The sequence below is a fragment of the Alkalispirillum mobile genome, from assembly GCF_003664325.1.
GTDB classification, from domain to species: domain Bacteria; phylum Pseudomonadota; class Gammaproteobacteria; order Nitrococcales; family Halorhodospiraceae; genus Alkalilimnicola; species Alkalilimnicola mobilis.
The window spans coordinates 100283-111816 of record NZ_RCDA01000003.1 but is presented as its reverse complement, the minus strand read 5'-3'; the positions used below and the strand labels follow the sequence as shown (position 1 = coordinate 111816).

Annotated in this window: 10 protein-coding genes and 1 tRNA gene; 3 read left to right on the top strand and 8 right to left on the bottom strand. The window is 68.2% G+C overall.

From position 1 onward, the window contains the following. The first annotated feature begins 52 nt into the window (after nucleotides 1-52). Nucleotides 53-1483 carry a flagellar filament capping protein FliD gene (gene fliD, locus DFR31_RS10470; RefSeq protein WP_121442784.1) on the top strand — a complete coding sequence of 477 codons (1431 nt, stop codon included), beginning with the start codon at nucleotides 53-55 and terminating at the stop codon, nucleotides 1481-1483. A 37-nt stretch (nucleotides 1484-1520) separates the two neighbouring features. On the opposite strand, the gene ggt is transcribed toward fliD, so the two are convergent. Then, on the bottom strand, nucleotides 1521-3284 hold the full coding sequence (ggt, locus tag DFR31_RS10465; RefSeq protein WP_121442634.1) for a gamma-glutamyltransferase: 1764 nt from the start codon (nucleotides 3282-3284) through the stop codon (nucleotides 1521-1523). Between the two features lie 88 nt (nucleotides 3285-3372). Here ggt and DFR31_RS10460 point away from each other — a divergent pair, with 88 nt between their 5' ends. Next, complete coding sequence (locus tag DFR31_RS10460; protein ID WP_121442633.1) at nucleotides 3373-3993, top strand: flavin reductase family protein; 621 nt, start codon at nucleotides 3373-3375, stop codon at nucleotides 3991-3993. 45 nt (nucleotides 3994-4038) lie between these two features. Here DFR31_RS10460 and DFR31_RS10455 read toward each other — a convergent pair whose 3' ends face one another. The 6 genes from DFR31_RS10455 to rpsU all read right to left on the bottom strand — a co-directional run bounded on the left by DFR31_RS10455 (nucleotide 4039) and on the right by rpsU (nucleotide 9772). Continuing rightward, on the bottom strand, nucleotides 4039-4977 hold the full coding sequence (locus tag DFR31_RS10455) for a ring-cleaving dioxygenase (RefSeq protein WP_121442632.1): 939 nt from the start codon (nucleotides 4975-4977) through the stop codon (nucleotides 4039-4041). A 148-nt stretch (nucleotides 4978-5125) separates the two neighbouring features. Then, a tRNA-Ile gene (locus DFR31_RS10450) sits at nucleotides 5126-5202 on the bottom strand. Nucleotides 5203-5282: 80 nt separating this feature from the next. Continuing rightward, nucleotides 5283-7079 carry an RNA polymerase sigma factor RpoD gene (rpoD, locus tag DFR31_RS10445; RefSeq protein WP_121442631.1) on the bottom strand — a complete coding sequence of 599 codons (1797 nt, stop codon included), beginning with the start codon at nucleotides 7077-7079 and terminating at the stop codon, nucleotides 5283-5285. Between the two features lie 97 nt (nucleotides 7080-7176). Next, entirely contained in the window at nucleotides 7177-9027 is a 1851-nt protein-coding gene (dnaG, locus tag DFR31_RS10440; RefSeq protein WP_121442630.1) for a DNA primase, read from the bottom strand. Nucleotides 9028-9073: 46 nt separating this feature from the next. Next, a complete protein-coding gene (locus DFR31_RS10435; RefSeq protein ID WP_121442629.1) occupies nucleotides 9074-9532 on the bottom strand; it encodes a GatB/YqeY domain-containing protein in 459 nt (152 codons plus the stop codon). A gap of 24 nt (nucleotides 9533-9556) precedes the next feature. Further along, nucleotides 9557-9772 (bottom strand): 30S ribosomal protein S21, encoded by a 216-nt coding sequence (gene rpsU / locus DFR31_RS10430; RefSeq protein WP_011630252.1) that lies wholly within the window; start codon nucleotides 9770-9772, stop codon nucleotides 9557-9559. Between the two features lie 128 nt (nucleotides 9773-9900). On the opposite strand from rpsU, the gene tsaD reads away from it, so the two are divergent. Then, nucleotides 9901-10911: a tRNA (adenosine(37)-N6)-threonylcarbamoyltransferase complex transferase subunit TsaD gene (tsaD, locus tag DFR31_RS10425; protein WP_121442628.1), complete on the top strand. Its 1011-nt coding sequence runs from the start codon at nucleotides 9901-9903 to the stop codon at nucleotides 10909-10911. 11 nt (nucleotides 10912-10922) lie between these two features. Here tsaD and plsY read toward each other — a convergent pair whose 3' ends face one another. Continuing rightward, a complete protein-coding gene (plsY, locus tag DFR31_RS10420) occupies nucleotides 10923-11519 on the bottom strand; it encodes a glycerol-3-phosphate 1-O-acyltransferase PlsY (RefSeq protein WP_170153662.1) in 597 nt (198 codons plus the stop codon). Nucleotides 11520-11534: the final 15 nt, after the last annotated feature.

Here is an 11534-nt window from a genome sequence, read left to right as displayed (position 1 = left end):
CGCCCGCCAGCCCGCGGTCGGGGAGAGGGTCACAACGCAGTGGATGGTCATTATGGCTAGCATCAGTTCCCTGGGCGTCGGTTCCGGAATGGATATCCAGGACATGGTTACGCAATTGGTCGAGGCGGAGCGCCAGCCCGCGCAGCAACGCATCGACCGCCAGGAGCAGCGGCTGGAATCGGAGATCTCCGGGCTGGGTAAGCTGCAGCAGGCGGTGTCCGAGTTCGGCGGGGCACTGGGCAGCGTCTCCAGCGAGGGGGATTTCCGCAGCGTGGAGGCGTCCAGCAACAACGAGCAGGCAGTCAGCGTCTCGGCGGACGACGACGCGCCGCCCGGCAGCTACAACGTGGAAGTGGAACAGATCGCCCAGGCCCAACGCGTGGCCACCACCGAGGATGCGTTTGCCGGGGTGGATGACTTCTCCGCCGGCAGCACCTCGCTGGGTGCCGGCAGCTTCGCCCTCGCCTTCGAGGACGGCAGTACCGAGACCTTCGAGCTGGAGGAAGGGGCCGACACCCTGCAGGACGTGCGCGCGATCATCAATCAGGAGAGCCAGAACGTGCGCGCCTCCGTGGTGGATGATGGCGAGGGGCCGCGGCTGGTGCTGACCAGTCGGGAGACCGGGGAAGAGAACTCGGTGACCGCCCTGGAGGTGGACGCGGAGGATGGCGACGAGGCTCTGCTGAACAACCTGGCGTTCTCCCGCGAGGATCTGGACGAAGACGGGCAAGGCGCTGCCGACGAGCTGACCGAGGCGCAGAACGCCCGCGTCCTGGTGGACGGCCTGGAGATCGAACGCCCCACCAACGAGATCAACGACGCCATCGACGGCGTCTCCCTCACCGTCAACGAGGAGGACGAGACGGCGCAGGTGAACGTCAGCGAGGAGCAGGGTGCCGCCGAGGGCGCGGTGCGCGAGTTCGTCGAGGCCTACAACACGCTGCAGGGCACCCTGACCGAGTTGAACGCCTACGACCCGGAAGAGGACGAGGCCGGTCCCCTCAACGGCGATGCCACCCTGCGCTCGGTGCAGTCGCGGATGCGCCAGTTGATCAACGAGCCCATCCCCAACGCCGAAGGTCCGGTGCAGACCCTGGCCGACCTGGGCATGACCACCCAGCGCGACGGCACCCTGTCGGTGGATGACCAGCAGCTGAGCCAGGCCCTGAACGAAAACCGTCTGGATGTGGTGCGGCTGTTCACCGACGAGGAGGACGGCATGACCCGCCGGCTGGAGGATGCCGTGGACGAGTTCACCGGCGCGGACAGCGTCATTGGCAACCGCACCGACTCCCTGCAGGACCGCATGGGGGCACTGGAGCCGCAGCAGGAGCGGTTGGACAACCGCATGGAGCGGCGAGAGGAGAGCCTGATCCGGGAGTTCTCGGCCATGGATCAGATGGTCGCCGAGATGAACCAGACCGGTGACTACCTGGCCAACAACCTGCCGGGTGGTGGTGGCGGTGGGGCACTGCCGATGTAAATCCACTGAGGCGCGGCCAACCCGCAACCGCGCCGCATTACGGCTCCACGTGCAGCACCGTGCCCTCCCGCCTCGGGTCAGCGGCCCCGTGGCGCACCCCGTCACCGTCCACCCAGATGGCGTGCACCCCGCTGGTCATCCCCCGCACCGACACCTCGTGGCCACGCTCGCGCAGGGCCTCGGCCAGCGCCTCGCTGCCCTCCATCTCTTCCAGCTTGGTGGGGCCGTTGCGGTTGTTCCAGTTGGGTGCGGCCACCGCCTCGGCCAGCGGCGCCCCCTCCCCCAACACCAGCGCCAGGCGGCGGGCGGTGTAACCGATGATCCAGGGGCCGCCCGGCGAGCCCACGGCCAGGCGCAGGGCGTCGTCCTCGAAGGCGAGGGTGGGCGACATGGCGCTCATGGGGCGCTTGCCCGGTGCCACCCGGTTGGCCACCGGATTGCCCTCGCGGTCCTCCGGCTCAAAGGCGAAGTCGGTCAGCTGGTTGTTCAGGATGAAGCCGCGCACGAACAGCCCGGAGCCGAAGGGCATCTCCACCGACGAGGTCATGGACACGGCATTGCCCTGGGCATCCACGATGGAGAGGTGGGAGGTGGAGGGCCGCGCCGGCCCCCGGGGCATGGCGGCCTGCTCCGGCTCCATTACCAGCCCGGCTTCCGCCTCGCCCAGGCTCTGGGTCGGGTCGACCAGGGCGGCGCGTTCGTCCAAGTAATCGGGGTCCAGCAGCTCAGCCACCGGCACCGGTTCGTGGTCCGGATCGGCGGCGAAGCGGGCGCGGTCCGCGTAGGCCAGGCGCGAGGCCTCCGCCAGCAGGTGGGCGCGGTCGACCTCATCCTCCGGGGGGTGGGCGCCCTCCGCCCGCTCCAGTAGCCCCAGGATCTGCAGCACGACGAACCCGCCGGCCGGGGGCGGTGCGCTGCAGACCCGGTGCCCGGCGTAGGGCGCACAGACCGGCGCCCGCAATTCCGCCCGGTAACCGGCCATGTCCTCCAGGGTCAGCCGGCCCGGGTTGTGCGCCGCCCCCTGCACGGCGTCGACGATATCCTCGGCGATGGGGCCCGCGTAAAAGGCCTCCGCCCCCTCCTCGGCGATCCGGTGCAGGGTATCGGCCAGCGCCGGGTTGCGCAGGCGCTGGCCCACCGGCAGGGGCTCACCCTCGTCGGTGTGGAAATAGGCCCGGGCGGCCTCGTGGTCGACGATGGCCCAGTCGCTCTGGAGGATGTCGTTCAGGCGAGGACTGACCTCGAAGCCCTCCCGCGCCAGCTCGATGGCCGGTTGGAACAGCTCCGCCCACGGCAGGACACCGTGGTGGTCATGGGCGCGCTCTAACAGCCGCACCACGCCGGGGACACCCACGGCGAGGCCGCCGCTGACCGCCTCGCGGAAGTCCATGGGCTCGCCCTCCTGCAGGAAGAGTTCGGCGTCCGCCGCCGCCGGCGCGGTCTCCCGGCCGTCGTAGGCCAGCGTTTCACCGGTCTCGGCGTCGTGGTGCAGCAGAAAGGCGCCGCCGCCGATGCCGCTGGACTGGGGCTCCACCAGGGTGAGCACCAGCTGCGCGGCGATGGCCGCATCCACGGCACTGCCCCCGGCAGCCAGCATCTCATGGGCCGCCCGGGTAGCGTGGGGGTTGGCGGTCACCGCCATGGCCCCCTCGCCCTGGGCGGTGCGTTTTTCCTCCGCCACCCAGGGCGGGGTGTCGCCGCTGGCAAGAGGCGCCATCAGCAGGGCGACCAGGGCGCAGGCCGCGGGCAGGCGGAGGCACCATCGGCGCATTGGGGCGGGTGGTGGCAAGGGTTCACTCATGTCGATCCATCCAACCGTGCGTTGTTTTCAGCGTACCGTGTATGCTCGCTATTGACGCGCCCCGGGGCGCTCCGGCCAAGGTGAGGGCATGACCACGCAATACTACTTTTACGAACCGGGCAAGGGGCATGGTCTGGCCCATGACCCCTTCAACGCCATCGTCGCACCCCGACCCATCGGCTGGGTGGCCTCCAGCGACCACCGGGGGCAGATCAATCTGGCACCCTACAGCTTCTTCAATGCCTTCAACTACCGGCCGCCGATCATCGGCTTCTCCAGCATCGGCTATAAGGATTCGGTGCGGAACATCGCCGACACCGGCTGCTTTGTCTGGAACCTGGCCACCCTTCCCCTGGCGGAGGCGATGAACCTGACCAGCTCCAGCGTACCGGCGGAGGTCAGCGAGTTTGAACTGGCCGGCCTTACCCCGGCCCCCTGCCGGCTGGTGGACGTGCCCCGGGTCGCCGAATCGCCGGTGGCCTTCGAGTGCCGGCTGAGCCAACTGCTGCAACTGCAGGGGGCCGACCAGCAGCCGGTGGACACGTGGATGGTCTTCGGCGAAGTGGTGGGCGTGCACATCGACCCGGCCCTGCTGCAGGACGGTGTCTACGACACCACCGCCGCGGAGCCCATTCTCCGTGGCGGTGGCCCAGCCGACTACTTTACGGTGGGCCCCGCCCAGCGTTTCCGCATGCACCGGCCGGGCTAAGGCCGACGTCGCCGGCCCGGTGGCTTGCCGCATCGGGCCGGTCGCTTACAGGGGCTTAAGCCGGCGTTCGATCGCCTCCCGCCGAGACTCCAGGAAGGGCGGCAGCGTCAGGGATTCGCCCAGGTGCTCCAGGGGCTCATCCGTCGCGAACCCGGGTCCGTCGCTGGCCAGCTCCATGAGGATCCCGTTGGGCTCCCGGAAATACAGGCTGCGGAAATAGAAGCGATCCACCGGACCGCTGTTGGGCAGGCGGATGTCGGCCAGGTGGCGGGCCCAGGCCTCGTACTCATCGTCCGCGACCCGAAACGCCACGTGGTGCACCCCGCCGGCTCCCGGGCGGGCGGGGGCCCGGTCCGGTTCCTCGGCTACGTGCAATTCCGCTCCAGCGCCCCCAGGGCCCATGGCGTACACCCGCACCGCCACCCCATCATCGCGGTAGCGGCGCACCTCCCGCATCCCCAGGGCAGCGGTCAGCAGGTTATCCAGCGCCTCGGGCTCGCGTACGCTGAGGGTGATCGGCCCCAGGCCCCGAACCTGGAGGGCCGCCGGTACCGGGCTGCCGGACCAGGGCCGGGCGGGCTCGCCCTCACCACCGTCGTCCACCAGGCTCAGGCGCTGCCCCTCCGGATCCTCGAAGTCGATAACCCGACGGCCATCCCGGGTCGTGATCCCGCCGCAGGGGACGCCGGCGGCCTCCAAGCGGGCCTGCCACCACGCCAGGGCCTCCTCGCCGGCCACCCGCAGCGCGGTACGGCAGATGCTCTGGCTTCCCCGCCGTTCCGGGGGCGCGGGGAAATCGAAGAAGGTAATGTCGGTACCCGGCGAACCCACGGCATCGGCGTAATACAGGTGATAGGCCTCGGTCTGGTCCTGGTTGACCGTCTTCTTGACCAGCCGCATGCCCAGTGTGCCGGTGTAGAAGGCCAGGTTGCCCGGCGCATCGGCGGTGATAGCAGTCAGGTGGTGGATACCCAGCAGTCGCATGGTCGCTCCCGGTTGAACGGTCTATCCGGACAGCTTACGCAGGGCTGTGGGAAGAGGAAGGCCTGGGCCACGAACACAGCTTTCCGCGCGGCACAACAATGCCGCAGACGCAAAAAAGCCCGCGCGGGGCGGGCTTGACGAGCGGTGCTGGTGGGCCCGGCAGGACTTGAACCTGCGACCTATCGATTATGAGTCGACTGCTCTAACCAACTGAGCTACAGGCCCGTATCTGGGTGGGTTCGGGAAGGGAGTATATACCGCTGGCCGGGCCGGGGTCACCGGCCCGGCCAGCAGCCCTGCAACCGTTACTCGTCGAGGAAGCTGCGCAGCCCCTCGGAACGGGTCGGGTGGCGCAGCTTGCGCAGCGCCTTGGCCTCAATCTGGCGGATGCGCTCACGGGTGACATCGAACTGCTTGCCGACCTCCTCAAGGGTGTGGTCGGTGTTCATGTCGATGCCGAAGCGCATGCGCAGCACCTTGGCCTCCCGCGGGGTCAGGCCGGAGAGCACGCCCTTCACCGACTCGCGCAGCCCCTCCCGGGTGGCTGAGTCCACCGGGGACATGGCGTTGATGTCCTCAATGAAATCACCCAGGTGCGAGTCCTCATCATCGCCGATGGGCGTCTCCATGGAGATCGGCTCCTTGGCGATCTTGAGCACCTTGCGCACCTTGTCCTCGGGCATTTCCATGCGCTCGGCCAACTCATCCGGGCTGGGCTCGCGCCCCATCTCCTGGAGCATCTGCCGGGAGACGCGGTTGAGCTTGTTGATGGTCTCGATCATGTGCACCGGGATACGGATGGTGCGGGCCTGGTCCGCGATGGAGCGGGTGATGGCCTGCCGGATCCACCAGGTGGCGTAGGTCGAGAACTTGTAGCCGCGACGGTACTCGAACTTGTCCACCGCCTTCATCAGGCCGATGTTGCCCTCCTGGATCAGATCCAGGAACTGCAGGCCGCGGTTGGTGTACTTCTTGGCGATGGAGATGACCAGGCGCAGGTTGGCCTCCACCATCTCCTTCTTGGCCCGGCGGGCCTTGGCCTCGCCGATGGACATGCGCCGGTTGATGTCCTTGATCTCGCCGATGGTCATGCCGACCTTCTTCTCGGCGTCGATCAACACTTGCTGGGAGCGGCGGATATCCTCCTCGTGCTCGGCCAGCCGCGCGGCCCAGGTGTCCTTGCCGGCCAGCATCTCGTCCAGCCAGCCCGGGTCGGTCTCGCGGGTGATGAAGCTGCGCACGAAGGTCTTGCGGGGCATGCCCGCCTTGGTGCAGGCCTTGAGGATGGCGCGCTCGTTGCGACGCAGGACGTTCACGTCCCGGCGCAGCCCGTCGACCAGTTGGTCGATGATCTTCGGCGGAAACTTGAAGGTGAGGAAGATCTCCGCCAGCTGCTCGCGCAACACCTTGCACTCGTCGCTGCCCGAGCCCTGGCTGGCCAGGCACGCCTTCATCGCGGCGTCGGTTTCGGCCAGGCGGCGGAACAGCTCGGCGGCCATATCCGGGTCCGGCCCGGTGTCGGCGGTGGCCTCTTCGCCATCCTCGTCTTCCTCCTTGCCCGCATCCACGGCGTGGGAGGAGAGCTCCTCGTCCGGGTTGCGGAAACCGCCCACCAGTTCGTTCAAGCGCATCTCGCCGTCCTGTACCTTCTGGAACAGGCCGAGCAGCTTGGCGGCGGCACCCGGGTAGGAGGAGAGGGCCACGAGCACCTGGTCGAGCCCCTCTTCAATGCGTTTCGCGAGCTCGATCTCGCCCTCACGGGTCAGCAATTCCACGGTACCCATCTCGCGCATGTACATGCGCACCGGGTCGGTGGTCCGGCCGAACTCGGCATCCACAGCTGCCAGGGCCGCGGCGGCCTCCTCGGCCTCGTCCTCATCGGTACTGACCGCAGTATCGCCGAGCAGCAACTCATCGGAATCAGGTGCAACCTCATGGACATTGATGCCCATGTCGTTGATCATGCCGATGATATCTTCGATCTGCTCCGGATCGACGATATCGTCGGGCAGATGGTCATTCACCTCGGCATAAGTGAGGAACCCCTGCTCCTTGCCTTTGGCAATGAGCTGCTTGATCTGTGACTGCTGATCCTGTGTCATAGAGTACAGTTACCTGAGGCGGCGGTGAACTTGCCGGGCAGTTGGTGAACCCGGCAGTATAAGTGGCAGTGCAGGCTGCTGACAAGACTGCGTCGTATCAAAGTTGACCCTGCTCCAGGGTCTGCAGTTCCCTCGATTCCCTCTCGTCCAGCGCTCCCCGCTTCGACTTTTCCTGCAAGTATTGCAGCCTGCGCCGCTGCATCAACACGCGCAGCTTGTCCTTGGCCGCGTCGAAGTCGTGCTCCTCGGTGAGGGCGGCACGCAATTGACTGGTCTGCTCGCTGCTGCAGGCCTGGCGAACACGGCCCATGCAGTCCTCGAACTCCGCCGCCACATCGCCCCCCGGCAGCTCCCAGGTGGCCAGGCGCCAAAGGGCGGTTTCCTGCGGATGACCTTGAAAACGCTGCAACAGCCCCGCTGTACTGACATCGGGGTGGTCGCGCGCGATTTCAAGGATCTGGCGCAACAACTCAAGCCCGGGCAGATCCCCGTGCAGCTCATCCAGGGGACCGGCTTGCTCTGCCAACGCCGGGCGCTGCAGCAGCAGGGTCAGGGCCTGGCGCACCGGGGTCCGGCGCACCATGGCGGAGCCGGTCCGGCCCCGGCCGGCCGTGCGGGGTCGCTCCATCGGCGGCCTTGCCGGTTCACGGGCGCCTGCCGACGACTGCTGCAGGGCCTGCTCGATGCGCTCCACCCGGGTGTGCGCCAACTCGGCCAGTTTCTCGATGTAAAAATCGCGGTAGATGCCCACCGGCAGGCGCTGCACCAGCGGCAGCGCGCGCTGTACCAGGCGCGCCCGGTCATCCACCGTGTCCGGTTTCAGCCCCTCGGCGAGCGCCTCCAGGCTGTACTCGGCGAGCGGACGGGTCTCCGCCTCCAGGCGCCCCCGGAAGGCCTCGGGCCCCTCGGCCCGGACCAGGCTATCCGGGTCCTCGCCCTCGGGCAGCAGCAAGATCTCCACCGAGCGCCCCTCCCGCATGGCGGGCAGGCTGTTCTCCACCGCCCGCCATGCGGCCTGGCGCCCGGCCCGGTCGCCATCAAAGCAGAACACCACCCGGTCCGTGGCCCGGAACAGGCGGCTGACCTGGTCGGGCGTCACCGCGGTGCCCAGGGTGGCCACCGCCCCCTGCACCCCGTGCTGGGCCAGGGCCACCACATCCATGTAGCCCTCCACCACCAACAACAGCGGCGGGTTACGCTCCGCCTGGACGGCCTCGTACAGCCCGTAGAGCTCCCGCCCCTTGTGGAAGACCGGGGTCTCGGGGGAGTTCAGGTACTTGGGCTCGCCATCACCCAGCACCCGGCCACCGAACCCCACCACCGTGCCCCGGCGGTTGCGGATGGGGAACATGATCCGGTCGCGGAAGCGGTCGTAGACCCGGCCGCCATCTCGCTCGATCAGCAGCCCCGCCTCCACCAGGTCGGCCTGGCGATCACGGTGGCGCTTGAGCAGGTTGTCCCAGCCCGGCGGCGAGAAACCCAGCGCGAATCGCGCCGCGATATCCCCGGAAAGGCCCCGCTGCTTTAAGTACTCCACCGCCTTGCTCCGGGCGGGATGGCGACGCAGGGCGTCCTGGTAAAAGGCGGCGGCCTCGGCAAGCACCTCGTAAAGCCGGGCATGGCGATCGGGAACCGGCGTGGCCGCGGCGCTCGCCGGCAGCTCCATCCCAGCCTGGCGGGCCAGGTATTCCACCGCCTCCCGGAAGTCCATCCGCTCGTAGTCCATGAGGAAGCGGATAGCGGTGCCGTGCGCGCCACAGCCGAAGCAGTGATAGAACTGTTTCGCGGGGGCGACGGTGAAGGAGGGGGTCTTTTCGGTATGGAAGGGGCAGAGACCGAGCAGGTTAGCGCCGGTCTTTTTCAAACGCACACGGGCGCCTACCACCTCGGAGATATCCGTGCGGTGGAGCAGCTCGTCGATGAACTCGTCGGGAATCCTGCCGGCCATAACACCCCGAACCTGTGGGCGCGGGTGACGCCAACCGGCACGGGACTCAGCTCGCCAGTCGGGCCTTCACCATTTTGCTGACGGCGCCCATGTCGGCCCGGCCCTGAACCTGGGACTTGAGCTGCCCCATGACCCGGCCCATGTCCTGCATGCCCTCGGCGCCGGTGTCGCTGATCGCCTGCGCGACCAGCGCGTCCAGCTCCTGCTCGCTGAGCGGCTGGGGCATGAACTCGGCGAGCACTTCAAGCTCGGCCTCTTCCACGGCTGCCAGGTCATCCCGACCGGCGTCGCGGTATTGGGCGATGGACTCGCGCCGCTGCTTGACCATGCGGGTGAGCACTTCCAGCACCTGCGCATCGTCCAGCTCGGTGCGCTCGTCCACCTCACGCTGCTTGACCGCGGCGGTCACCATGCGCAGCACGCCAAGGCGTGTCTTGTCCTTGGCCCGCATGGCATCCTTGACCGCCTGTTGCAGGCGATGCTTCAAGTCACTGGCCGCGGCCATGTTCGCTCCCGGTTCCGGTTGCGATCAGTACAGGCGACGCCGACGGGCCTGTTCGCGGGACAGGCGCTTCATGTGACGCTTGACCGCGGCCGCGGCCTTACGCTTGCGCTCTTGGGTCGGCTTCTCGTAGTGCTCCCGACGACGGATTTCAGACAGGACACCCGCCTTTTCGCAGGAGCGCTTGAAACGGCGCAGCGCCACCTCGAAGGGCTCGTTTTCGCGAACCTTAACAATCGGCATGCGTGATCACACCCTTTTAAATGCTTGATGAGAATTTTTTGGACCACCCCTGCATACGGGGTGAAGGCGCGGTATTCTATCCGCGCCCCGCGGCGAATGCAAAACCCTTAAGCGGAAAAAGATAGCACATGCGTGTACTCGGTGTAGAAAGCTCCTGTGATGAGACCGGCCTGGCCCTTTACGACAGCACCCAGGGGCTGATGGCCCACGCCCTGCACAGCCAGGTGGCCACCCACGCGGAATATGGCGGCGTGGTGCCCGAACTGGCCTCGCGCGACCACGTACGGCGGGTCATCCCCCTGACCCGCCGGGTACTGGCCGAGGCCAACTGCGACCTGGCGTCCGTCGACGCGGTGGCCTACACCCGCGGCCCGGGCCTGGTGGGCGCGCTGATGGTCGGGGCCGGCATGGCCCGCAGCCTGGCCTGGGGCCTGGGGGTGCCGGCGCTGGGCGTGCACCACATGGAGGCCCACCTGCTGGCCCCCATGCTGGAGCCGGACCCGCCGGCCTTCCCCTTTGTGGCCCTGCTGGTCTCCGGCGGCCATACCCTGCTGGTGCAGGTGGCCGGGATCGGCCGCTACCACGTGTTGGGGGAGACCCTGGATGACGCTGCCGGGGAGGCCTTCGACAAGACCGCCAAGCTGCTGGGCCTGCCCTACCCCGGCGGCCCGGAGCTGGAGCGCCTGGCACGCACCGGGGACGCCGGCCGCTACCGCTTCCCCCGCCCCATGACCGACCGCCCCGGGCTGGACTTCAGCTTCAGCGGCCTGAAGACCCGGGTGCTGCAGACGGTACAGCAGAGCACGGAGGCCGACCGGGCGGATATCGCGGCCGCCTTCCAGGAGGCGGTGGTGGACACTCTGGTGATCAAGTGCCGGCGGGCGCTGCGGGAGACCGGCAGCCCGCGGCTGGTGATCTCCGGCGGCGTGGGCGCCAACACCCTGTTGCGCGACCGCATGGCCGCGATGGCGGAGAAGGAGCGCGCTGCCGTGCACTATCCGCGGCTGGCCCTGTGCACCGATAACGGCGCCATGGTGGCCTACGCCGGCTGGTGCCGGCTGTGCGAGGGCCAGCACGATGACCTGGATTTCAGTGTCACCGCCCGCTGGCCGCTGAGCGAGCTCAGGCCCCCGGCCTGACGCGCACCGCCTCAGCCCTTGCGGCGGCCGATCTTCGGCTCCTCGCCGGCGGCCAGGCGCTTGAGGTTGCTCCGGTGTCGCCACCAGCTGAAGGCGGTGATCACGAACATGCAGGTGGTCAGTGCCGCGCTGCCGGTCACCACCGCGATCCAGACCGGCGCCAGCACGAAGGCGATGAGTGCGGCCAGAGAGGAGTACCGGGATGCCGCGGCGACCAGCAGCCAGGTGGCGCCGGTGAGCAGCAGCGCCACCGGCGACCAGCCCAGCAGCACACCCAGCCCGGTGGCCACCCCCTTGCCCCCCTGAAAGCCGAAGAACACCGGGTAGAGGTGTCCCAGGAAAGCCGCCAGCCCCACCAGGCCAATCCCCCACAAGCCATCCAGCAACGCCAGCGCCACCAGCACCGGCAACATGCCCTTCAACCAGTCGAAGCCCAGGGTGAGTGCGGCCGGCAGCTTGCCCCCCAGGCGCAGCACGTTGGTGGCGCCCGGGTTCCCGGACCCCTCCTGGCGCGGGTCGGGCAGCCGGAAGGCCTTGCAGACGAGCACGGCCGAGGAGATCGAGCCGAACAGGTAGGCGGCGATTATCAGCAGGATTGTCATGATCATGGCGATGTATTCCAA